19 protein-coding genes and 1 riboswitch are annotated in these 22,023 nt (G+C 73.3%); of the genes, 7 read left to right on the forward strand and 12 right to left on the reverse strand.

Features of this window, described 5'->3' with window-relative positions; genetic code table 11:
- Nucleotides 1–34 precede the first annotated feature (34 nt).
- From JOE35_RS10400 to JOE35_RS10415, 4 genes are all read left to right on the forward strand, one after another.
- Nucleotides 35–514 (forward strand): heme-degrading domain-containing protein, encoded by a 480-nt coding sequence (locus JOE35_RS10400; protein WP_209561014.1) that lies wholly within the window; start codon nucleotides 35–37, stop codon nucleotides 512–514.
- 97 nt (nucleotides 515–611) lie between these two features.
- On the forward strand, nucleotides 612–1,118 hold the full coding sequence (locus JOE35_RS10405) for a hypothetical protein (RefSeq protein WP_209561015.1): 507 nt from the start codon (nucleotides 612–614) through the stop codon (nucleotides 1,116–1,118).
- Nucleotides 1,119–1,337: 219 nt separating this feature from the next.
- A complete protein-coding gene (locus JOE35_RS10410) occupies nucleotides 1,338–2,795 on the forward strand; it encodes an APC family permease (RefSeq protein ID WP_245186591.1) in 1,458 nt (485 codons plus the stop codon).
- Nucleotides 2,796–2,947: 152 nt separating this feature from the next.
- The gene (locus JOE35_RS10415; RefSeq protein WP_209561017.1) at nucleotides 2,948–3,553 is read left to right on the forward strand and encodes a hypothetical protein; all 606 of its coding nucleotides are present in this window, start codon (nucleotides 2,948–2,950) and stop codon (nucleotides 3,551–3,553) included.
- A 7-nt stretch (nucleotides 3,554–3,560) separates the two neighbouring features.
- Here the strand turns inward: JOE35_RS10415 and JOE35_RS10420 are convergent, their stop codons facing one another.
- Nucleotides 3,561–4,055, reverse strand: a complete 495-nt coding sequence (locus JOE35_RS10420; protein WP_209561018.1) for a DUF427 domain-containing protein — start codon at nucleotides 4,053–4,055, stop codon at nucleotides 3,561–3,563.
- Nucleotides 4,056–4,121: 66 nt separating this feature from the next.
- Between JOE35_RS10420 and JOE35_RS10425 the strand changes: the two genes are divergently transcribed.
- Nucleotides 4,122–4,589: a DIP1984 family protein gene (locus JOE35_RS10425; RefSeq protein WP_209561019.1), complete on the forward strand. Its 468-nt coding sequence runs from the start codon at nucleotides 4,122–4,124 to the stop codon at nucleotides 4,587–4,589.
- Between the two features lie 237 nt (nucleotides 4,590–4,826).
- Here JOE35_RS10425 and JOE35_RS10430 read toward each other — a convergent pair whose 3' ends face one another.
- The 4 genes from JOE35_RS10430 to JOE35_RS10445 all read right to left on the reverse strand — a co-directional run bounded on the left by JOE35_RS10430 (nucleotide 4,827) and on the right by JOE35_RS10445 (nucleotide 9,428).
- Entirely contained in the window at nucleotides 4,827–5,459 is a 633-nt protein-coding gene (locus tag JOE35_RS10430; protein ID WP_209561020.1) for a YkoF family thiamine/hydroxymethylpyrimidine-binding protein, read from the reverse strand.
- Nucleotides 5,460–5,488: 29 nt separating this feature from the next.
- A riboswitch (TPP riboswitch) is annotated at nucleotides 5,489–5,598 on the reverse strand.
- A 137-nt stretch (nucleotides 5,599–5,735) separates the two neighbouring features.
- A complete protein-coding gene (locus JOE35_RS10435; protein WP_209561021.1) occupies nucleotides 5,736–7,190 on the reverse strand; it encodes a hypothetical protein in 1,455 nt (484 codons plus the stop codon).
- Nucleotides 7,187–8,401, reverse strand: a complete 1,215-nt coding sequence (locus tag JOE35_RS10440) for an OmpA family protein (RefSeq protein ID WP_209561022.1) — start codon at nucleotides 8,399–8,401, stop codon at nucleotides 7,187–7,189. Before JOE35_RS10440 ends, JOE35_RS10435 begins: the two co-directional genes overlap by 4 nt.
- Before the next feature lie 337 nt (nucleotides 8,402–8,738).
- Nucleotides 8,739–9,428, reverse strand: a complete 690-nt coding sequence (locus JOE35_RS10445) for a helix-turn-helix domain-containing protein (RefSeq protein WP_209561023.1) — start codon at nucleotides 9,426–9,428, stop codon at nucleotides 8,739–8,741.
- 81 nt (nucleotides 9,429–9,509) lie between these two features.
- Between JOE35_RS10445 and JOE35_RS10450 the strand changes: the two genes are divergently transcribed.
- Nucleotides 9,510–11,348: an SAM-dependent methyltransferase gene (locus JOE35_RS10450; RefSeq protein ID WP_209561024.1), complete on the forward strand. Its 1,839-nt coding sequence runs from the start codon at nucleotides 9,510–9,512 to the stop codon at nucleotides 11,346–11,348.
- Nucleotides 11,349–11,492: 144 nt separating this feature from the next.
- Here the strand turns inward: JOE35_RS10450 and JOE35_RS10455 are convergent, their stop codons facing one another.
- The 5 genes from JOE35_RS10455 to JOE35_RS10475 form a co-directional block, all read right to left on the reverse strand.
- The gene (locus JOE35_RS10455) at nucleotides 11,493–11,942 is read right to left on the reverse strand and encodes a MauE/DoxX family redox-associated membrane protein (RefSeq protein WP_209561025.1); all 450 of its coding nucleotides are present in this window, start codon (nucleotides 11,940–11,942) and stop codon (nucleotides 11,493–11,495) included.
- Between the two features lie 91 nt (nucleotides 11,943–12,033).
- Entirely contained in the window at nucleotides 12,034–15,222 is a 3,189-nt protein-coding gene (locus tag JOE35_RS10460; protein ID WP_307803035.1) for a glycoside hydrolase family 2 TIM barrel-domain containing protein, read from the reverse strand.
- On the reverse strand, nucleotides 15,219–16,214 hold the full coding sequence (locus tag JOE35_RS10465; RefSeq protein WP_209561026.1) for a carbohydrate ABC transporter permease: 996 nt from the start codon (nucleotides 16,212–16,214) through the stop codon (nucleotides 15,219–15,221). The genes JOE35_RS10460 and JOE35_RS10465 overlap by 4 nt, the downstream gene beginning before the upstream one ends.
- Nucleotides 16,211–17,203: a sugar ABC transporter permease gene (locus JOE35_RS10470; RefSeq protein WP_307803036.1), complete on the reverse strand. Its 993-nt coding sequence runs from the start codon at nucleotides 17,201–17,203 to the stop codon at nucleotides 16,211–16,213. Before JOE35_RS10470 ends, JOE35_RS10465 begins: the two co-directional genes overlap by 4 nt.
- On the reverse strand, nucleotides 17,200–18,540 hold the full coding sequence (locus JOE35_RS10475) for an ABC transporter substrate-binding protein (protein ID WP_209561027.1): 1,341 nt from the start codon (nucleotides 18,538–18,540) through the stop codon (nucleotides 17,200–17,202). The genes JOE35_RS10470 and JOE35_RS10475 overlap by 4 nt, the downstream gene beginning before the upstream one ends.
- A gap of 120 nt (nucleotides 18,541–18,660) precedes the next feature.
- On the opposite strand from JOE35_RS10475, the gene JOE35_RS10480 reads away from it, so the two are divergent.
- Entirely contained in the window at nucleotides 18,661–19,401 is a 741-nt protein-coding gene (locus tag JOE35_RS10480; protein WP_209561028.1) for a TetR/AcrR family transcriptional regulator, read from the forward strand.
- Nucleotides 19,402–19,536: 135 nt separating this feature from the next.
- On the opposite strand, the gene JOE35_RS10485 is transcribed toward JOE35_RS10480, so the two are convergent.
- Together JOE35_RS10485 and JOE35_RS16130 are read right to left on the reverse strand one after the other, a co-directional pair.
- Entirely contained in the window at nucleotides 19,537–21,090 is a 1,554-nt protein-coding gene (locus tag JOE35_RS10485) for an APC family permease (protein ID WP_209561029.1), read from the reverse strand.
- Nucleotides 21,087–22,022, reverse strand: coding sequence for a universal stress protein (locus JOE35_RS16130; RefSeq protein WP_209561030.1), 936 nt, complete (start codon nucleotides 22,020–22,022; stop codon nucleotides 21,087–21,089). The genes JOE35_RS10485 and JOE35_RS16130 overlap by 4 nt, the downstream gene beginning before the upstream one ends.
- Nucleotide 22,023 lies beyond the last annotated feature (1 nt).

Consider the following 22,023-nt stretch of genomic DNA (forward strand, 5'->3'; position numbering starts at 1 on the left):
CGACGCCCGCACGACCTGACCCTCCGGAGGCACCATGACCGACGACACGCTGCTGCGCACCCTCGCCGAGCAGGAGGAGCGCCTCACCTTCCGCAGGTTCACCACGGACACGGCCCTCGACCTCGGCGCCCACGTGCTCGCCGGTGCTCGTGGGCGCGGCCTGCCCGTCACGATCGCCGTGCTCAAGGGCCGTCAGCGGGTGTTCCACGCGGCGCTGCCCGGCACCTCCCTCGACAACGACGAGTGGCTCGACCGCAAGGCGCGCGTCGTCGAGCGCTACGGCAAGAGCTCGTGGCGGGTCGGCGAGCAGTTCCGCGTGGACGGCTCGACGTTCGACGAGAAGTCCCGCCTCGACACCGCCCTCTACGCCGCGCACGGCGGCGTGTTCCCCGTGATCGTCCGCGGCGTCGGCATGGTCGGCTCGGTCGGCGTCTCCGGACTGCCCCAGGCCGACGACCACGCGCTCGTCGTCGAGCTCGTCGAGGACTTCCTCGACCACGGCTACGACAGCTGACCCGCACGACGGCCCAGAGCACGACGGCCCAGAGCACGACCCGCACGACCAGCACGACACGACGCAGCTGCGAGTGAGCCAGCCCCGAGGAGGCGCGGTGACCGACGACGAGGCCGTCACGGCCGCCGCCTCCCTCGCGCAGCTCCTGCGCGACACCGCCGCTGAGCTCGACGCCCGGCACGCTCGCGACGAGGCGCTCGCCACGGTGAAGGCGTCGCGGAAGCTGTTGCTCGTGCACACCGCGGCCTCGATGCAGCCCGCCGGGCGGGCCTGGCGACTCGGGGTCCTGCTGCTCGGCCGCGGCGGAGAGGCCTGGGCCACCGGCCGGATCACCCGCGCCACCGAGCCGAAGAAGGAGCAGGGCCTCTCGGCATCGGTCGAGGAACGACGCGACGCCCGCCGCGCCGCATCCAAGAAGTTCACCGAGGGCGAGGTCGTCAACTTCGAGCACGTCCCGCTGCCGCTCGACGCCGACTCGCTGCGCAGCGGGGCGTCGGACCCGCTCGTGCTGCGCGACGGGGTCGTGCACGTGCGCTGGGGCCGCGGCCCCGACGAGGTGCGCGAGCTGCGCGCCTACCTGGCCGACCGGTCCGAGTTCGTCTAGCCCGCCTCCTCGGCTCGGTCATTGCACGCTCTGCAACTTCTGCACAGGCGCGTGACCCCGGCGGCGCGGCGGAGCAGGATGGGCCGTCAACCGGACCCGTGCAGCACCGATGCGCCCCAGGAGGCCCTCGTGTCGACGACCACCACACCTCCCGACCAGCCCGCCGCCGCCTCCGGGGCCGCCCCGGGCACCGGCCACGACGGGGAGGAGAAGACCGAGCTGAAGCGGGTCATCGGCCCGAAGCTGCTGCTGCTCTTCATCGTCGGCGACATCCTCGGCACGGGCGTCTACGCGCTGACCGGCCAGGTCGCCGCCGAGGTCGGCGGGGCCGCCTGGCTGCCGTTCCTCATCGCGTTCGGCGTGGCGCTCGTGACCGCGTTCTCGTACCTCGAGCTCGTCACGAAGTACCCGCAGACCGCCGGCGCCGCCCTCTACGTGCACAAGGCGTTCGGCGTGCACTTCGTGACGTTCCTCGTCTGCTTCGTGGTGATGTGCTCGGGGATCACCAGCGCCTCCACCGCCTCCCGGGCCTTCGCGGCGAACCTCGCGGTCGGCGTCGGGCTCGAGCTGCCGAACATCGCCGTGATGGGCATCGCGATGGGCTTCATGCTGCTGGTGATGCTCGTCAACTTCCGCGGCGTCAGCGAGAGCGTCAAGGCCAACGTCGTGCTGACGCTGGTCGAGCTGTCCGGCCTCGTGATGGTCATCATGATCGGCTTCTGGGCCATCGCGGGCGGCGACGCCGACCTGTCGCGCGTCACGATCTTCGAGACACCCGGCGACAAGTCGCTGCTGCTCAGCGTGAGCACGGCGACCTCGCTCGCCTTCTTCGCGATGGTCGGCTTCGAGGACAGCGTCAACATGGCCGAGGAGACCAAGGACCCGAGCCGCATCTTCCCGCGCACCATGCTCACGGGCCTCGGCATCACCGCCGTCGTCTACGTGCTCGTCTCGATCTGCGCCGTCGCCGTCGTGCCCATCGGCGAGCTCGCCGACAACGAGACCCCGCTCGTCACGGTGGTGAACACGGCTGCTCCCGGGTTCCCGATCGGGCAGCTGCTGCCGTTCATCTCGATGTTCGCCGTCGCCAACAGTGCGCTGATCAACATGATGATGGCGAGCCGGCTGCTCTACGGCATGAGCAAGCAGGGCGTGCTGCCCGGGTTCCTGTCGAGGGTGCACCGCACCCGCCAGACCCCGTGGGCCTCGATCGTCTTCACCACCGCGCTCTCGCTGCTGCTGATCGGCTACGTGTCGCTCAGCCCTGAGTCGCCCGTCGTCGCCGTGCTCGGCGGCACGACGTCGCTTCTGCTGCTCGTCGTGTTCGCGATCGTCAACGTGACGGTGCTCGTGCTGCGCCGTGACGACGTGGGTCGACACCACTTCAAGGCCGGACGTGTGCTGCCCGTCGTCGGCGTCGTCGCGTGCCTGTGGCTCGTGCTGCCGTTCTCGTCCGGCCGCGGCGGCGAGCAGTACCAGATCGCGGGCATCCTGCTGGCGATCGGCGTCGTGCTGTGGGTCGTCACGATGATCTCGCGGCGCGGGCGCGGGCGCGGGCGCGGCGACCGCGGAGCCGACGGCGCGCGCGGCGGGGCGCACGGCGACCGAGCCGAGGAGGCGCAGGTCGGGTCGATCGGTGGGGCCGACGACGCCGAGGCGGTGCCGCCCGTCCGCTGACGCGAGGGGTCCCGTGTCGCGCCGACCGCCTCCTCGAGGCGTGTCGCCGTCGGCCGGCCGCAGGGGCGGCGTGTCGGGATCGTCCAGGCCGGGGCCCTATCCTCGGTCGGGTCCGTCCCCGTCCGCCCTCGTCACCGCCCCGGGAGCTCGCCGTGCGCCGTCTCGTGATCGCTGCCTCCGTCGTGTTCTGCGGCGGGGTCGTCGCCCTCGTCGTGGCGCTCGTGATGGTCGTGGCGTCGCTGGCCGGCGGCCCCTCCGGGTCGGACGAGCCGTCCGAGCCGGTCGCGGTCGGCGTCACCTGCCCCGACGTCGAGCCCGTCGTGGTCGGCACGATCAGCGTCCCGGCAGGCCCGATCGCGGGCTACTGCCAGGACCGGCTGGTCAACGCCGCCTGGATCATGGAGGCCGCCAAGGCCCAGGGCATCGGCACCCACACCCAGGCGATCGGCGTGATGACCGCGATGGGCGAGTCGAGCCTCCGCAACATCGACCACGGCGACGAGGTCGGCCCGGACAGCCGCGGGCTGTTCCAGCAGCGCGACAACGGCCAGTGGGGCACCTACGAGCAGCGCATGGACCCTTACACGGCCGCGACGAGCTTCTTCACCAAGCTGGTGCGCATCCCCGGCTGGAAGAAGCTCACGCCGACCCAGGCGGCCCACGCCGTCCAGGTCAACGCGGACCCCGACCACTACACGAAGTGGTTCGCCGACGCCGAGACGGTCGTCGCGGCCCTGACGGCGAGCCCGGCGCCGTAGCTCAGCGTCACCAGCCGAGGGTGCCCGGGGCGCCCTTGAACGGACCGACGACGCGCGACGTGATCCAGCCGCCGTAGAAGTCGCCGTCCTGCGCCTGGACGACCTCGCCGTCGACCTCGCACGAGTCGAACCGGCTCGGGTACAGCGCGACGTGGTCGGCGAGCATCTCGTAGCCGGGCCACGGGCTCGGGTAGGTCCAGGCCGCCGAGGAGGCGGTGGTCCCGCCGCCCCGGACGTCCAGGTACCGGGCCGTCCCCTTGAACTCGCACATGCTGCGGCCCTCGCCGGGCGCGAGCGCGCCCTCGACGAAGGCGTCGCGGGGCAGGTACCAGACCGGCGGGTGGCTCGTCTCGAGCACGCGCCAGGCGTTCGTGGTCTCGGCGACGACCTCGCCGCCGAGCCGGACGACGACGCGCTCGGGGCGCGCCTCGACGCGGGGCGGCCTCGGGTAGTCCCAGACGGATTCCTGGCCGGGCCCCGGCTCGATGCGCTTCGCTCTCATGGCGCCATCCTGCTCCCGGCGGCTGAGGGGCGGCACGACGACGGCGGTGCCTGGCAGGATGGCGGCATGAAGCTCGCCGAGGCACTCATGACCCGCGCCGACCTGCAGCGACGGATCGCGCAGGCGCAGGAACGGATCCGCCAGAACGCCCGCTACCAGGAGGGCGAGGAGCCCGCAGAGGACGCCGCCGCCCTCGTCGACGAGGTGTCGCAGTCGCTCGACCGCCTCGAGGAGCTGGTGGTCGCGGTCAACCTGACCAACGCCTCCGTGCTGCTCGCCGACGGACGCACCATGACCGCCGCGCTGGCCAGGCGTGAGACGCTCCGAGCCCGGCACAGCCTGCTGTCGAGCGCGGCCGACGCGGCCCAGGGCGGCGGCGGAGGCGGGTTCCGGCAGCTGCGCAGCGAGCTCCGCCAGTTCGCCGCCCTGCCCGTCGCCGAGCTGCGCCGCCGGGCCGACGACACGGCCCGCGAGCTGCGCGAGCTCGACGTCGAGATCCAGCGCACCAACTGGGAGGCGGACCTCACCACCTGAGACCACGAACCACCGCGCACGGAGAGTCGGTAGACGCCTCCCGGAGCGAGCACGAGCCGTGGCCGGCGGTCATCCCGGCCCCTGTCGGCGCGAGGGCAGCGCCATCGCCGCATGATGCAGCCCTGCACGCCGCACAGGTGACGTCTCACCGACGACGTCTCATCACCGTGTGCTGGCCGGGCGACGTCGAGGGCGGGACTGGGGACCTCTCCGCGCGGGGCGGTCAGCTGCGCCAGGTCATCGCGCCGCCGCCGACGGGCTCGAGATCGACAGCGTCACGTGGCTCGTGACGTGCTGGACGGTGCGTCCGACGAGGACCCACCCCGCGGCCGCGGTCGCGATCACGTCCGCGACGTCGCCCTCGAGGCGGGTGACGAAGTGCTGCGACCCGCGGAAGGTGCCGTTGCGTCGTGCCAGGTCGACGGCGGCCTCGATGTCGCGCATGTGGTCGGGCTCGACGCCGTCGCGGACCGAGTCGACGAGCGGGTAGAGGGCCCACTCGGCCGTGGCGTGGACGCCCGTCGGGTCGGCGGTCGGCAGCTCGGCCCGCCGCGGGCCGGCACCTCCCGGGAGCTCGCAGACGACCTCGCCGGGGCAGCCCCGGGAGAAGTGCAGCACCGCGGCTACGTGGGCGCCGCTGCGTCCGGCCGCGGCGACCAGCTCGGACGACCAGCGGACGAGCGCCTGTTCGTCGCCAGAGACGAAGGTGCTGACGTCGCCCGTCTCGACGACGACGTCGTCCGCGTCTGGTGCAGCGAGGGCCGACGTGATGACGTCGACGTGGTCGTCTCGCATGACGGACAAGGTGATGCGGGCGCCGACTCCGAACTCGGCCGAGCCGAGCGACGGGCGGGGTGTGGTGGATGACATGACGCGCCTTCTGTTCTGTGGACAGGGCACGGGTGTGAGCGATGACTCCCTTCGCGGGCATGATCCCGATCAGGTCGACGGTCGGAGCGTGGAGAAGCTCCCTCTCAGCCCGGCTCACCGGACTCCCGTGTTCGGTCACGAACCTAGCGGACCGTCCTCCGCCTCCTCAGTCCGGATCCGGGCTCGAGGGCGGGTCGTCGATGTCGAGGGCGGGTCCCGTACGACCCGCCCTCGGGCGCGCTGACCTGCCCTCGAGCCGGAAGGACGGGGCTCGCGTCAGTCGGCGAGGTCCGTGACTCGCGGCGCGCGGATCTGGCCGAGTGCCTCGTCGAGGCCGCCGCGGGCCGGGCGGACGGCCGGCAGGGCCGCCCCTACGTGCACCGTGCCGGCGAGCGACCGCGTGTAGCGGAGGGTGCGGGTGCTCGGGCCGCGGTTCGCCCGGCGGTCGCCGGTCTGCTCGATCCGGGCGGCGGCACGCTCGGCCCGCGCTGACAGGACGGCGACGCGGCGCTCGAGCCGGTCGAGCTCGAGGTGCAGCTTCGTGTCGCGTCGGTGCGCCTTCCGCAGGTGCTTCCCGAGGTGAAGGAGGCGGTCGGTCGCGCTCGTGCCGTCCCGCAGCTCCGTGCGGTAGATCAGGTGCCCGATCCCGGCCATGACGACGCCGATGGCGACGCCCAGCAGCAGTGCGAGCGGCAGGGGCGCACCGGAGACGAGAGCGTCGTCGACGATCCGCACGCCGATCAGGACGCCCGGCAGCACGGTCAGCACGTGCACGAAGACGAGCTGCAGCCGCAGCTGGACGGCGCCGTCGGGCACGACGACCTCGCCGGAGTCGTCCTTGTGGGCGCGGTGCGCGTGCCCGAAGTGGTGCAGCGCGTAGGCGACGCCGAGCGTGAAGAGCAGCGCGAAGACGATCGACGTCGTGAACGCGATCGGGTCGGTCGCGGGCATGAACACGTCGACGTTGAGCACACGCGACATGAAGTACGCGAACAGGGCGAAGTCGGCGAGCACGAAGAACAGCAGGAGGCGCTTGCGGGTCCGCGACTCGGTGCGGTGCTTCTCGGAGCCGGAGTCGAGCGACTCCTCGATCGCGATCGACAGCCGGTCGGCGGTCACGCGGGCCTGGTCGCGGGTCACCGTGCGGCCGGTCGTGTCGACGATCGGCTCGTCGCCCGAGCGCTCGAGGCGCCGGAGCACCTCGCGGTGCCGGGAGCTGAGGGCGGTGAGTCGCCGAGCCGCGGGGTCGAGCACCTGCCGCGTGCGGCGGGCCAGCCACCTCTCGGCCGCGACCTCGGTGCGGAGCCGGAGCGCCGCCTCCAGCGGGGTGTGCTCGTCGGTGCCCTCCGGCAGGTCGGCGCGCAGGCGCTCGTCGTGCAGGCGCGGGGCGGTCGCGACGTGCCGTGCCGGGATCGGTCCGACGCCGATCAGCGACAGGGCGAGGTCGCCGCCGGGGAGCTTCTCGACGGCGCGGGGGCGAGGGGCCGTGCCGGCCGGGCGGGGTGCGAGGAGCGCCGTCTCGTCCGGCGTCGGTGCGGCTGCGGCGGGTCGGCGCTCGAGTCGGCCAGTCGTGCCGGCGTCGGACGCCGCGAGGGGCCAGCCGTCGAGGGGCTGCGTGGCCTGCGCGTCGGGCCAGCCGTCGAGGCGCTCGGTGACCTGCGCGTCCCGCCAGCCGTCGAGGCGCTCGGTCACCTGGTCGTCGGGACGGGAGTCGGGGCGGGTGTCGGTCATGACGCGGTGTCCTCACTGCGGAAGGTGATCTCGACGCGGCGGTTCTGCGCCGCGAGCTGGTCGTCGAAGACGCCGCCCGGCAGGTCGTCGACGACGGGGTCGGCGTCTCCCCGACCGACGACGTCGCCGAGCGTGCCGCCCGGGGCGCCGAGGCGCACGAGCGCGTCGTGCACGGCCTGCGCCCGGTCGAGGCTGAGCTGTTCGCCGTCGACGACCCCGGCGCGGGTGTCGGCGGCGTGCCCGACGACGTCGGCCGCGACGCCCGACGGGCAGCGACCGAGCTCGTCGGCCACGCCCTGCAGGGCGGCGTCGGCGGTCGAGCCGAGCTCGGCGGAGTCGCCGCCGAAGAGCACGGCAGCAGACAGCACGAGCGGGGCGGTGCACGGCGTCGCGTCGCTCGTCACGGGCACGACGGGCACCGTCGAGGAGGCGACGGGCGCCTCCTGGGACGCGCCCGCTCCCCCGTCGGTGCAGCTCGTCGCCCCGGCGGCGTCGCAGATCGCGAGCCAGAGCTCGGACAGCCGGCTCGTGGACGAGATCGACGGTGCGGGCTGCGAGCCCGCGGTGCGGCCGAGTCCGACGAAGGTGACGGCGTGCCCGCTCAGGTCGGGCAGGGCGCCCTGGTCGGCGAGCGTCGAGGCGACCGCGGCCGGGTCGAACGACCAGCCGAGCTGGCGCAGGTCGAGGGGGTCGGCGGTCTGCACGCCGCTCGACACGACGACGATCGAGCCGCCGTCGTGCAGGGCGGCCGCGGAGGCGAGCACGGACAGCAGGTCGAGGCCCTCGTCCCCTGCCGTGAGGCCGGACACGTCGGAGCCGAGCTCGTCCAGCGCGTCGGCGACCGCCGCCTCCCGCTTGTCGGGGACCTGCTGCACCCGGTCGGCCGTGAGCATCGGCGTGAGGTCGTGGGCCGAGGCGGAGGACGCGCCCTGGACGACGACGTCGACGCTGCCCTCGGCGGGCTGGTGCGCCGCGAGGGCGTGGGCGGAGACGGCGTCGGCCGCCCCAGCGCCGAGGGAGGGCAGCGGCTCGGCGGAGGTGGCCGTGAAGCCGAGGACGAGCGGCTCCGGCGACTCGAGGGAGCAGCCGGCGAGGGCCGTGAGGGCGACGGCTGCGGCGGCCGTGGCGGCGACTGCGCGGAGGGCGGCGCGGCGCGGGCGGCTCGCGGGCGACGCGGACGCGGACGCGGACGCGGAGGGTCGTGGGGTCATGGAGGGTCCTCTGGATCGCGCGGGGCAGGCCCGCTCGGGGACGACGAGCGTCCGGACCTCGAGCGTAGGAACGGCGTCCGCTCCGCCGCAGCCTGCCCAGGGATGACCGGGACCCTCCTCGGGGATGAACCGCGCTCCTCCTCAGGTCGCGGCCGCCGCCTCCTCGGCTCGCCCCTGCCCGCCGTCGCACTCGAGTTGCCCCGAACGGCTGTCCGCGCGGCCGCCGACCGACATTTCCGGGCAAGCCGTCCGGGAGCCCGCCGTCTCGGCGACGGGCGGGGCGGACGGGCGCGGGCGGCGGGCGGGGCGGCCGGGCGCGGGCGGCGGGCGGGGCAGGTCAGGCGCCGAGGCGGCCGGGCGGCGCGGCACGGACGTGCATGCGCTCGCCCTGGCGGCCGAACAGGCTGAGGAACTCGACGGCTCCGGGACCGACCCGTCCGAACCAGTGCGGCGTGCGCGTGTCGAACTCGGCCGCCTCCCCCGCGGGCAGCACGAGGTCGTGCTCGCCGAGCACGAGCCGGAGCCGTCCGCGCAGCACGTAGAGCCACTCGTAGCCCTCGTGCACCCGAGGGTCCGGCTCGCCGGTCGGCACGTCCGCCTCGATGAGGTGCTTGAACGCCTGCAGGCCTCCCCCGCCCCGCGAGAGCGGCACGATCGTCTGTCCGTACATCGTCACCGGTCGGAGGTGGATGCGCGGGTCGCCGGTCTCGGGCGCCCCGACGAGCTCGTCGAGCGGCACGCCGTGGGCGCGGGCGAGCGGCAGCAGCAGCTCGAGCGCCGGACGCCGCCGGCCCGACTCGAGCCGCGACAGGGTGCTCACCGAGATGCCGGTCGTCTCGGCGAGCTGGGCGAGGGTGCGGCCGCTCGTCGCCCGCAGCGCGCGCAGCCGCGGGCCGACCGCCGCGAGCACGTCGTCGGTCGAGGCGTCCGCGGCGCCCTCGGCGCCGACGCCGGTGCCGGTGCCGGTGCCGGTGCCGGTGCCGGTGCCGGACGACGCACCGTACGGACGGGGATGATCGTGTGCCATGCCGCGATCTTGCCACACCAGCAACAGAGCTTGCAGATCGAGGAGGTGCGGGTCGAGCATGATCTCAGGAGGTCACCCACCATGACGAACGCCCCGCAGTCCCCGCTCGATCCGTCCGCCGCCGCTCTCGCGACCACGCCCACGCCCGTGCCCGTGCCCGCGCCTGCGCCTGCGCCCACAGGCACCTACGACGTGGTCGTCGTCGGGGGCGGCGCCGCCGGCCTCAGCGCCGGCCTCACCCTCGCCCGCGCGCGCCGTCGCGTGCTGGTCGTCGACGCCGGCGAGCCCCGCAACGCTCCCGCGGCCGGCGTGCACGGCTTCCTCACCCGCGACGGAATCGTCCCTCGCGAGCTCACCCGGCTCGGCCGCGCCGAGGTCGAGCAGGTCGGCGGCGAGGTCGTCGACGGGACCGTCACGCGACTCGAGCGGGCGGGCGGCGGGCCTGCCGACGTGTCGGCCGGTGCCGGCACGTCGGCCACGGGGGCGAGCGCAGGAGGCGCCTCCTCGTTCACCGTCTCGCTCACGACGGAGGGCGGTGACGAGCGCGTCGTCCGGGCCCGGCGGGTCGTCGTGACGACCGGTCTCACCGACGAGCTGCCCGAGGTGGACGGCCTCGCCGAGCGCTGGGGCCGTGACGTCGTGCACTGCCCGTACTGCCACGGCTGGGAGATCCGCGACCGCGTGATCGGCGTGCTCGGCACGACCCCGTTCGCGGTGCACCAGGCGCTGATGTTCCGGCAGTGGAGCGACCGCGTGACCCTCTTCGTGCACGAGGCGCCCGAGCCCGCCGACGACGAGTGGGAGCAGCTGGCCGCACGCGGGATCCAGGTCGTGACGGGCCGCGTCCGGTCGCTGCGGCTCGAGGGCGACGCGCTGACCGGCGTCTTGGTCGACGGCGCACCGGTCGTGCCGGTCGACGCGCTCGCCGTCGCCGCCGCGGTCCGCCCGAACGGCGACCTGCTCGAGCCGCTCGGCCTCGTCCACGAGCCGCACCCGATGGGGCTCGGGACCGTCATCGCGTCCGACCCGCTGACCGGGGCGACGACCGCGCCCGGGCTGTACCTGGCCGGCAACGTCGCCGACGCGCGGATGCAGGTGGTCACGGCTGCCGCCTCCGGCGTGGGGGTCGCGGTCGCCGTCAACATGAGCCTCATCACCGAGGACACCGACCTCGCCGTGGCGGAGCGACGCCGCCCGTTCGGCGTCCGAGCCGAGGCGGAGAACACGACCAGGGTGCTCGGCGACCGCCGGCACGGACTCGGGCACGAGCACGGCGACGGACAGTCCACTGCGGAGGAGTGGGGCCGCGACTACTGGGAGGACCGCTACGCGGCCCCCGGCCTGCAGTGGAGCGGTCGGCCGAACCCCGTCCTCGTCGACGAGGTCTCAGCACTCACGCCGGGCCGTGTGCTCGACGTCGGCAGCGGCGAGGGCGGCGACGCCATCTGGCTCGCGGGCCGCGGCTGGCAGGTGACCGCGATCGACATCGCGCAGTCTGCCCTCGACAAGGCGGCGGCACGAGCGGCCGAGGTGGACGAGGAGGCGGCGGCCCGGATCACCTGGGAGCAGCACGACCTCGCCGAGTGGGCTCCCGCACCGAGGTCGGTCGACCTCGTGTCGTCGCAGTTCATGCACCTCGCCGACCCGGTGCGCGCCGCGCTGTTCCGGTCGCTGGCGGAGGCGGTGGCTCCCGGCGGGACCCTGCTCGTCGTCGGGCACGACCTGTCCGACCTGACCGCAGGGGCCGGTCGGCACGGCAAGGAGGTGCTGATGTTCACGATCGACGACGTGCTCGCGGCGATCCCCGATGCCGACTGGACGATCGAGGTGGCCGAGTCGCGTGCGCGGCAGGTCTCCGCGACGTCGGGCGGCACCACCACGGTGCGCGACGTGGTCGTCAAGGCGACCCGCGCCTCCTAGTCCGCTGCCCCGCCGCCTCCGGCCCCGCAAATGCCGACCGCGAGCCCGCTCCGAGCACCACAACACGCGGATTCCCCGGTATTGGAGGCCTCGCGGTCGGCATTTGCTCGGGAGGAGCGGCGGCGGGGCGGGAGACGCTCGGGGTCAGCGGTGGCGGCGCAGGCGGTCGAGCACGACGCGGCGGTCACGCCAGGCGCCCGTCGACCAGAGAGCGACGAAGACCAGCAGCGGCTGGAACGGGAGGCGCAGCCAGCGCTTCGCGTCGGTGTCGAGCCCGAAGGCGCTGGTGCGGGTCACGAGCTGCGAGATGTTGCCCGGGAAGATCGCGACGAAGAACGCGGCCACCACGAGGCCGACGGCGACGCGCCAGCGGCCGAGCGCGATCAGCGAGCTGCCGAGCGCGATCTCGACGACGCCAGAGGCGAGCACGACCGCGTCGTCGTCGAGCGGCAGCCACTCGGGCACCTGCGCCTGGAAGTCGTCCCGCGCGAAGGTGAGGTGGCTGGCACCGGCGAACACCAGGACGGCCCCCAGCAGGAGGCGGGCGACGGTCCGCGGGACGGACGTGGGACGGACTCGGCTGCGCTTCGACATCCGACCAGTCTGCTCCTGCCGCGGGCGCCGAGTGGTCCGTTCCGGTCGTTCCGTGCTGCACGGATGACCAGAACTGACCACTCGGCACGCGCTAGCCGAGCGCGGTGAGCCGCAGCCGCATCGACCGCGTCGACGGCCGCAGCACGTGCGGCGCCGACACGTCGGGCCCGCAGGCCCGCGAGCCGAGCCCGTTCTGCGCCGCGTCGAGCCACAGGTAGGTGCGGTCCGGCTCGGGCAGCTCGTGCGGGTGGCGGGCGGCGTCGACCTGCTGTGCGGTGTGGCGGCGCAGCGTGAAGCCGGGCAGGCGTCCGAGCTCGTCGCCGACGGCGTCGACGCGGAGCCAGTCGCGGCCGTCGGCGCCGGTCAGGTCGAGGCTCCGCAGGTCGCTGCGGTGGCCGCTCTCCTGCGGGCGGGCGTACTCGACGACGAGGTCGTCGACGGACGACGTGTACCGGCCGACGACCGCGGCGTGCCGGCTGTCCGGGTACGACTCGTGCGGGCCAGTGCCGAACCACGACGCCGTCGCGACGTCGGTCGGCAGGTCGAGGCGCACGCCGACCCGCGGCCAGGAGGTGTCCCAGCCGGCGGTCGGCACGAGGTCGAGCGCCAGCCAGAGCTCGCCGCCCTCGAGCGACCAGCGCTCGTCGACGGTCACGGCCTGGCGGGCGTCCGCGGCGGCCCAGCGGGTGCGGACGTGCACCTGCGAGTCCGTCGCCGTGACCTGCTCGACGCGCGGCGTCATCCGGTCGAGCCCGAGCCGCAGCCAGGTCGTCTCGGCGCTCGGCAGCTCCGCCAGCAGGTACTGGTCGGCGCGGTGCCGGTCGCGCATCACGTCGACGTCGCGGTCGCGCGGCACCCAGCCACGCCCCTGGTCGTTGTCGGTCGGCGCACGCCAGAGCTCGAGCCGCGGCCCGTCCACGGGACGACCGGCCAGCGAGACGAGACGGCCGTCGACGAACGTCGCCGGCCCGAGGTCCAGCCGACCCGAGGAGGCGCCCGCCAGCCGGTCGCCGGCCGCACCGGGCACGCCGGGTCGCAGTGTCGACGGCGCGCGCCGCACCGCTGCGGCAGGCGTGAGGTCCAGCTGCGCGGTCGCGACCACGTGTCCGGCGGGCGCCCACTCGGCGTCCGCCGCGGTCACGACCCGCACCGTCGCCCAGGTCTCGCCCGACGACGCGACGGGCAGGCCGGGGACGGCCAGGACGACCGTCTCCCCCGCTGCCAGGGCGTCGTCGCCGACGCCGGCGACGGGGAGGTCGGCGACCAGCGCCTCCTCGCCGTCGTGCTCGACCGTGAGCCGGATCACCACGTCGGAGGCGTCGGCCGAGTGCCGCAGGTTAGCCACGGTCACGAGAGCCTCGGCACCCTCGTCGTCCGTCTCGCCCGCGGCCAGCGACACGCGGATCGGCGCGACGACCTGCGCCCACTCGTGCAGGCCGGGCGACGGGGTGTCGTCGCTGAGGACCATCCCGTCCATCACGAAGTTGGAGTCGTGCACGACCTCGCCGAAGTCGCCCCCGTAGGCGAAGAACTCGGTGCCGTCGGCGGTGCGGTGCCGCAGGCCGTGGTCGCGCCACTCCCAGACGAAGCCGCCGTGCAGCCGCGGGAACTCGTCGACCAGCGCCTCGTACTCGTCGATCGCGCCCGGGCCGTTGCCCATGGCGTGCACGTACTCGCAGAGCAGGAACGGCTTCGAGCGCTGGCGCGCCGCCTCGGCGGGCGTGCAGCCGAGCAGCTGCACCGACGCGTCGCCGCTGCCGATCGCGCGCGTCTCGTCGACGAACGAGTACATCCGCGAGTAGACGTCGGTGTAGGCGCCCGTGTAGTCGCCCTCGTAGTGCACGGGGCGGCCGGTGTCGCGGGCGTGCGTCCACGCGGCCATCGCGGCGAGGTTGCGGCCGGTGCCGGCCTCGTTGCCGAGCGACCACATCACGATCGACGGGTGGTTCTTGTCGCGCTCGACGGTGCGGACCATCCGGTCGACGTAGGCGTCGTGCCAGGCGGCGTCGTCGCTGGGGTTCTCGGTCCAGGCGTCGCGCTCGAAGCCGTGCGTCTCGAGGTCGCACTCGAGCACGACCCAGAAGCCGAGCTCGTCGGCCAGGTCGAGGAGGCGCGGGTGCGGCGGGTAGTGCGACGTGCGGATCGCGTTCACGTTGAACTGCTTCATCTGCAGCAGGTCGCGGCGCGCCCACTCCTCGTCGAAGACGCGGCCGCGGTCGGGGTGGGTCTCGTGCCGGTTGACGCCGTGGAACACCACGCGGCGGCCGTTGACCGTGAACAGGTCGCCGTCGATCCGCACGGTGCGGAAGCCCAGCCGGAGGCTGACGACCTCGGCGCCGAGCGCGCTCGACACCGTGGCGTCGTAGAGCCGGGGCGTCTCGGCCGACCACGGCTCGACGCCCTCGGGCAGCTCGACCGGCGCCACGTCAGCGGCGCTGGCCCAGGTGACGTCGACGCCGAGCTCGGGCACCGCCAGGGTGACCGGGAACGCGTCGGGGCCGGCCGTGACCTCGGGGACGATCGTCGCGCCTCCTTCGGTCTCGCCTGCGGTGCCGTGCCAGGAGGTGCGCAGCCAGACGTCGTCGAGGCCGCCGACCGGGCGGGCCTGCAGGGTGACGCTGCGGAAGATGCCGGGCAGCCACCACTGGTCCTGGTCCTCGACGTAGCTCGAGGCCGACCACTGGTGCACGCGCACGGCGATGACGTTCTCGCCCGGGCGGACGGCGTCGGTGACGTCGAGCTCCTGCGCGAGGCGGCTGCCGACGCCGACGCCGACGTGCACGCCGTTGACCCAGACCGCGTAGCGCGACTCGACGCCGTCGAAGCGCAGCAGCACGCGCTCGGCGCCGTCGAACGAGGCCGGCAGGTCGAAGCGGCGGCGGTGGTCGCCGGTGGGGTTCGCGTCGGGCACGAAGGGCGGCTCGGTCGGGAACGGGAACTGCACGTTCGTGTAGATCGGAGCGCCCCGCTCGCCGTCGCCGGTCAGCACCCAGTGCGACGGCACGGCGATCGACTGCCACGACGAGTCGTCGAGGTCGGGGTCGCCGACGCCGTCGACGGGCTCGCCCGCGGGCAGCACGCCGCGGCCGCCTGGGGTGCCGGGCGCGCCGGGCAGCAGGCGGAACGCCCACTCGCCGTCGAGCGACAGGGTCGGGGCGTCGGTGTGCAGCCACGACCGCGCGGGGCTGCGGCGCCCGGTGCCAGGGCCGGTGTCGGCGAGGTAGTCCACGGGCGCAGGGGCCGTCGAGGAGGCGGTGGAGGAGGAGGCGGGGGTCGTCACTTGACGGATCCTTCCGTGAGGCCGCCGCGCCAGAAGCGCTGGAGGACGACCATGGCGATGACCAGCGGGATGATCGACAGCAGCACGCCGCCGGTCGTCAGCTGGTAGAACTCGGGCAGTCGGTCGGTCTGGCTGAGCCAGTTGTTGAGGCCGAGCGTGACGGGGAACTTGTCGACGTCGCTCAGCATGACCAGCGGCAGGAAGTAGTTGTTCCAGATGCCGACGAGCTGGAACAGGAACACCGTGACGAGCGCGGGCGTCAGGATTCGCAGCCCCAGGGTGTGGAAGATGCGCAGCTCGCTCGCGCCGTCGAGGCGGGCGGCCTCCATCAGCGAGGTGTCGACGGTGGCCTGGGCGTAGATCCGGCAGAGGAACAGGCCGAACGGCGACACCAGCGACGGCAGCAGGACGCTCCAGTAGGTGTTCGCGAGGCCCATCTGGCTGAACAGCAGGAAGAGGGGCAGAGCCGTCGCGGTCCCGGGCACCAGCACGCCGCCGAGGATCGTGCCGAACACCGCGTTGCGCCCGCGGAACTCGTACTTGGCGAGGGCGTAGCCGCCGGCCGCGGCGAAGTACGTCGCGATCAGGGCGCCGACGCCGGCGTAGAGCACCGAGTTGCCGAGCCAGCGCAGGAAGATGCCGTCGCCGTAGGTGAGGACCTGGCCGAGGTTGTCCCAGAGCGCGAAGTTCGGCGCGAACCAGAAGCCGAAGGTGCCGAAGAGGTCGCCGGTGGTCTTCGTCGCGGCCACCACGACCCAGTAGACCGGGATCAGGAAGTACAGCGCGACGACGACCAGCACGGCCGTGACGATGATGGTGGAGGCGCGGCTGCGGCCCGCGGACCGGTCAGGGCCGCTGCTCGCCGAGCGGCGGGCGGCGGCACGGCCCTCGCCGCGCCTCCTGCCCTGACCTGCCGTGACGATGGACTCGGTGTCGGTGGGCTGCTCGGCGATCGAGGCGCTCGTCGCGGCGCCCGAGGCACGGGGGCTCATGCGGACTTCCTGTTCGTGATGGTGAGGAACACGATCGACAGCGTGAACGCGACGAGCGCGATCAGCACGGACTGCGCCGCGGCGACGTTGTAGTCGTTGTAGGCGAACGCCGTCGTGTAGGCGCTGAGGTTCGGCGTGTACTGGCTGTCGATGGCCGGCGCGACGCGCTGCAGCACCTGGGCCTCGGCGAACAGCTGCAGGGTGCCGATGATCGAGAAGACGGCGGTGAGCAGCAGGGCCGGACGGATCAGCGGCAGCTGGATGCTCGTCGCGACCCGCAGGGCGGACGCCCCGTCGACCTTCGCGGCCTCGTACAGCTCGACCGGGATCGACTTCAGCTGGGCGATGATGATCAGCATGTTGTAGCCGGTGTAGCTCCACGTGACGATGTTGGCGATCGACCAGAGCACCGTGTTCGCGCCCAGGAAGTCGGGCGAGACGCCGAACACCTCGGCCACGTCGATGATCGGGCTGAGGCCCGGCACGTAGAGGAACGACCAGAGGATGGTCGCGATGACGCCGGGCACGCCGTACGGCAGGAAGTACGCGGCGCGGAAGACGCCGGGCCACTTGGCCGACGCCGACTCGAGCAGCAGCGCGAGCACGGTGCAGAGGATCAGCATCACCGGCACCTGGACGATGCCGAAGAGGAACATCCGGCCGATCGAGGCGACGAAGTTCGGGTCGCCGATCACCTGCGCGTAGTTGTCGAACCCGGCGAACTGGGTGACGACCCCGGCCTCGCCGAAGAGGCCGCCGCGGGTCACCTTCGTGAAGCTCGAGACGAGCGCCATGAGGATCGGGACGATGAAGGTGAGGAGGAACAGCGCGAGGAACGGGAAGAGCAGCACCCACGGGGCGCGCTTCACGGCGCCGGACGACGCGCCCCTCCTGCGGGAGGCGTCGCCGCCTCCTTCGCGACCTCGGCCGGGCGCCGTGGCGTCCGTCGCGGCGGCCGTCTCGGGGCGGGTCTCCATGCCGGCGCTCACGCGCTCGCCTTGCGGATCGAGAGGCCCTTGTTCTGCATCACCGAGATGATGTCCTTCTCCGCCTGCGCGACGGCGTCGACGAGAGTGCCGCCGGAGGCCTTGCCGCGGAAGCCGTCGCTGAGGATGTTGAACGACTGCTGCGTGACGGGCCACCAGCTCCAGTCCTGGTTCTGGCTGGACTCCTTCGTGGCGGGCACGAACACCTCCTGGTTGTAGTTCTGGCCGCTGAAGAAGGCGCTCGGCTTCTCGCGGAGCGTGCCGACGACGTCCACGGCGGGCGACCAGCCGATGCCGCAGAACTCGATCAGGGCGTTGACGCCCTCGGGGGTGGTGGTCATCCAGACGGCGAACTCGAGCGCCTCCTGCGGGTGCTGGCTGTTGGCGAGGATCGCGGCGGTCGAGCCGCCGAGGAAGCTCGAGGCGTAGCCCGTGCCCTCCCACGTCGGCATGGGCGCGACGCGCCACTTGCCCTCGGCGCCGCTGACGCCCTGGATGAGGGCGTCGCCCCACGAGCCGGTCACGACGGAGGCGATCTTCCCGTCAGCCGCAGCCGAGAACCAGGCCGGGGTGTAGGCGCCGTAGGCGGTGGTGACGATGCCGTCGTCGATGGCCGTGTCGAAGAACGCCGCGACCTTGAGGGTGGCGTCGTCGGTCATGTCGATGACCCAGCCGTCCTCCTCCGCGGTGAACCAGGAGGCGCCGGCCTGCGTGGCGTAGGCGGCGAACAGCGAGGCATCCGCGAGGGGGAACGAGTCCATCAGCACGCCGGCGCCCTTCAGCTCGGTGCCGACGGCGGCCCACTCGTCCCAGGTCGCGGGCACGGCCGCGCCGACCTGGTCGAAGACGGCCGGCTGGTAGAACATGCCCATCGGGCCGCTGTCCTGCGGCACGGCGTAGATGCCGCCCGTGTAGCTGACCTGGTTCCAGAGGGTGGGGTCGTAGAGGTCCTGGTACTGCTCGGCGCCGTAGCGCTTGAGGTCGACGACGCCGTTCGCGAGGAGGAACTCGGGCAGCGAGCGCATCTCGACCTGGGCGATGTCCGGCCCGGCCCCCGCGGCGAGCGCCGAGTAGAGCTTCTGGTATCCGCCCGCGTTGCCGCCGGGGATGAACACGGTCTCGACCTGGACGCGGTCCTGGCTCTTGTTGTACAGGTCGGTGACCTGGTCGAGGCCCTTGAGCCAGGCCCAGTACTCGAGCCGGACCTTGCCTGCGGCCGGCGGGATGGTCGGCAGGGTGTTGACCGAGGTCGTGCCGGGCGTGGCGCAGCCGGCGAGGACGGCGGCGGCGGACGCGCCGAGGCCGAGGCTCAGCAGCTGCCGACGACTGAGAGGACTCATCAGGACTCACTTCGTTGTGGACGGGACGAGATCGACCGTAACACGCGTTTTCGAGTGGTCGCTCGAAATTGACCCCGAGATCGACGCCCAGGAGGCGCGGGTCGTCGTAGGCTCCCGGTCATGACCGAAGGCGCTCCCGTGACGACCCGTGGCCGAGGCGCCCGCGGCGGCCGCGGCGGCCCTCGCGGCCCCTACGCGAAGTCCGCCGAGCGGCGGTCGGCCATCGTCGAGGCCGCGTTCGAGGTGTTCACCGCCCACGGCTACCAGGGCGGGTCGCTGCAGCGCGTGGCCGACAAGGTGGGCATGAGCCAGACGAGCCTGCTGCACTACTTCCCGTCGAAGAGCGACCTGCTGCTCGAGGTGCTGCGGCGTCGCGACCAGATGTCGAGCGGCGAGTTCGTGCGCGGCGAGGGCGTCCAGCTCGCCGGCGACGTCGAGCGGCAGGCCCGGTACAACGAGGGCGTGCCCGGGCTGATCGGCCTCTACACCGTGCTGTCGGGCGAGGCGGTGACCGAGGGGAACCCGGGTCGCGAGTACGTCACCCAGCGGCTCGCCGACCTGCGTCAGGACTACGCGGCGGACTTCCGCGCCCTGGCCGAGGTCGGCCGGCTGCGCGAGGGCGTCGACCCCGACCGGGCGGCCGCCGGGCTGGTCGGCCTGTGGGACGGCGTGCAGCTGCAGTGGCTGCTCGCCCCGGACGAGGTCGACGTGCCGCGGCTGCTGCGCGACTACCTCGACCTCGTGATCCTGCCTGCGACTGCCGACGGGCAGGAGGCGCAGGCCGTCCCCGAGGACTCGCCCGCGCCTCCTTCGGCCGAGCCTGCGACGCCTGCGGCCGAGCCCGCGCCTCCTGCGGCCTGAACGCCTGTCGAGGGCGGGTCAACGCGGTCGAGGGCGGGTCGTGAACCACCCGCCCTCGACGCAGTCGACCCGCCCTCGACCTATCCGAGCCTGCGGGCGGGCGGGGCGGCCGCGCGGGTCACTCGGGGAGTCGAGTCACTCGGGGAGTGCGGCCTGGCCCTCGCGCTCGTCGCCGGCGACTCCGGCTCGGAGGCCCTCCCCGCGGAAGAACGCGGGGCGCAGCCGGGCGTTGACCAGCATCACCACGACGCCGCCCACCAGGATCGTGACGCCGAGCAGGAACACCAGGCCGACCCCGCCGATCTGCGATCCGCTGCCGTAGTCGGGGTCCATGCTGTCGATCAGCGTCGTGACGAAGAGCACGGCGAGGATGAGCCCGCCGACTCCGGGAGCGATGATCTGGAAGAACAGGTTGCGCGCCCCGGTGCGCCACTGGCGCCGGAAGTACCAGACGCAGGCGAAGGCCGTGAGCCCGTAGTAGAAGCAGATCATCATGCCGAGCGTCGTGATCGTGTCCCAGAGCACGTCCTCGCTGATGAAGCGCATCACCGCGTAGAAGACGCTCGCGACGACGGCGGAGGCGAGGGTCGCGTACCCGGGCGTGAAGAAGCGCGGCGAGACGCGGGCGAACTTCGGCGACAGCGCGCCGTAGTGCCCCATGGCGAGCAGGGTGCGGGCGGGCGAGACGAAGGTCGACTGCAGGGAGGCGGCGGAGCTGCTCAGCACCGCCAGCGACATCAGGATGGCGAGCGGCCCGAGCACCGGCCCGGCGAGCGCCGAGAACGCGTTGCCCTGGATGTCGGGGTTGCCGAGCCCGACGCCCTCGTCGCCGAGGCCGGCGAAGGTCATGGAGGCGAGCGAGACGAGCAGGTACACCAGCACGATGATGACGACGGTGAGGGTGGCGGCGCGGCCGGGCGTCGTCCGCGAGCCGCTGGTCTCCTCGGACATCGTCAGCGTGACGTCCCAGCCCCAGAAGATGAAGATCGACAGCGACAGCCCCGCCGCGAAGGCCGAGAAGGTCGGCACGGTCAGCGGGTTGAACCAGTCGAGCGAGATCGCGGTGGCGTCGAACGCCGAGCCGCCGCCGACCCGGACGAAGGCGACGATCGCGAAGCCGACCAGCACGAGCAGCTGGAACCCGACGAGCCAGTACTGCACCTTCTGGGTGGTCTGCATGTCGCGGTACGAGATCACGGTCGCCCCGGCCATGAAGGCCAGACAGGTCACGACGTTGATCAGCGGGTTCGTCGCCAGGTCGGCGATCGACGGATCGGAGAACAGCTGCCCGAGCAGCAGGTAGAAGAAGTCGACCGCGATGCCCGCGAGGTTGCTCAGCACCACGATGGTAGCCACCACCAGCCCCCAGCCGGCCATCCAGCCGACCCACGGGCCGAAGGCGCGGACGCCCCAGGTGAAGGAGGTGCCGCTGTCGGGCATCGCGCTGTTCAGCTCGCGGTAGCCGAACGCGACGAGGAGCATCGGGATGAACCCGACCAGGAAGATGGCGGGCAGGTGCGTGCCGACCTGGGCGATGGTCGGGCCGAGCGCCCCGGTCAGCGTGTAGGCGGGCGCGATGCACGAGATGCCGATGACGACGGCGCCGATCAGGCCGACGCTGCCGGCACTCAGGCCCTTCGACGACAGGGTCTGGTCGGCGGCGACGCCGGACTTCTTGAGGATGCTCACGGGGTGGTCCCTTCGGGGTGGACGCCGCCCGGGGCGACGCCGGTCCAGGTCGTGCGGGCATCGTGGTCACGAGGAACCACCACGAGGGGGACGGGGACGCCGCGCACGATCTTCGCGGCGACGCTCCCGAGGAACAGCCGGCGTGGCTGGGCCAGGCGACTCGACCCGACGAGGGCGAGCTCGTCGTCGCTCCAGGTGAGGGCGTCGATCGCGTCGGCGATCCTCGGGCCGGGGGCGATCTCGACCGTGACGTCGAGGTCGGCGGGCACGCCGTCCAGCGCGATGTCGCGCATCCGCTCGGCGTGCTCGCGGGCCTCGTCGTGCAGCGCCCGCTCGCGCTCGTCGCGGTCGCGGCGCTCGCCGTCGCCGAGGGAGTCGAGGGTGACCAGCGAGACGAGCCGCAGCGGGACGCGGGCGGCGGCGGCCGTGGCGACCGCCGTGTCGACGACGGCACGGGCGCCGGCCCTGGTGCCGACCGCCGCCGTCACGCTGCCGAAGCTGCGGACGCCGCGCTCGGCGAACCCGGCGGGCGCGATCGCGACGGGCACGGGGGCCGAGTGCACCAGCACTCCCCCGACGCTGCCGAGGTGAAGCCGGCCGAACGTGCCCTCCTTGCCCGCGCCGATCACGATCGCGTCGGCCTCGAGGTCGGCGGCGGCCGCCACCAGGCCCTCGGCGAACGTCTCGGCCCTGACCAGGTGCGTCGTGGACGTGACGCCGGCCGGGATCTCGGCCGCCGCCTCCTGCAGCCAGCCCTCGGCGAGGTCGTCGAGGTGCCGCTCGTAGCTGGGGGCGGTGGGGACGAGGGAGGCGCGGCCCTGGTCGTGCAGGACCATCACGAGGTCGAGGCGCACGCCGAGCGTGTGCGCGAGGGCCGTGCCGAGGGCCAGGGCGTCGTGCCCCGCGGGGGTGTCCAGGTACCCGACGACCACG

This window comes from Frigoribacterium sp. PvP032 (genome assembly GCF_017833035.1).
Classification (GTDB): Bacteria; Actinomycetota; Actinomycetes; order Actinomycetales; family Microbacteriaceae; genus Frigoribacterium.

Bases quoted from the DNA above. Each gene is read 5' to 3' on its own strand.
- JOE35_RS10400 (WP_209561014.1), top strand. From the start codon at position 35: ATGACCGACGACACGCTGCTGCGCACCCTCGCCGAGCAGGAGGAGCGC.
- JOE35_RS10420 (WP_209561018.1), bottom strand. From the start codon at position 4,055: ATGAGAGCGAAGCGCATCGAGCCGGGGCCCGGCCAGGAATCCGTCTGG.
- JOE35_RS10425 (WP_209561019.1), top strand. From the start codon at position 4,122: ATGAAGCTCGCCGAGGCACTCATGACCCGCGCCGACCTGCAGCGACGG.
- JOE35_RS10430 (WP_209561020.1), bottom strand. From the start codon at position 5,459: ATGTCATCCACCACACCCCGCCCGTCGCTCGGCTCGGCCGAGTTCGGA.
- JOE35_RS10435 (WP_209561021.1), bottom strand. From the start codon at position 7,190: ATGACCGACACCCGCCCCGACTCCCGTCCCGACGACCAGGTGACCGAG.
- JOE35_RS10440 (WP_209561022.1), bottom strand. From the start codon at position 8,401: ATGACCCCACGACCCTCCGCGTCCGCGTCCGCGTCCGCGTCGCCCGCG.
- JOE35_RS10445 (WP_209561023.1), bottom strand. From the start codon at position 9,428: ATGGCACACGATCATCCCCGTCCGTACGGTGCGTCGTCCGGCACCGGC.
- JOE35_RS10450 (WP_209561024.1), top strand. From the start codon at position 9,510: ATGACGAACGCCCCGCAGTCCCCGCTCGATCCGTCCGCCGCCGCTCTC.
- JOE35_RS10455 (WP_209561025.1), bottom strand. From the start codon at position 11,942: ATGTCGAAGCGCAGCCGAGTCCGTCCCACGTCCGTCCCGCGGACCGTC.
- JOE35_RS10465 (WP_209561026.1), bottom strand. From the start codon at position 16,214: ATGAGCCCCCGTGCCTCGGGCGCCGCGACGAGCGCCTCGATCGCCGAG.
- JOE35_RS10475 (WP_209561027.1), bottom strand. From the start codon at position 18,540: ATGAGTCCTCTCAGTCGTCGGCAGCTGCTGAGCCTCGGCCTCGGCGCG.
- JOE35_RS10480 (WP_209561028.1), top strand. From the start codon at position 18,661: ATGACCGAAGGCGCTCCCGTGACGACCCGTGGCCGAGGCGCCCGCGGC.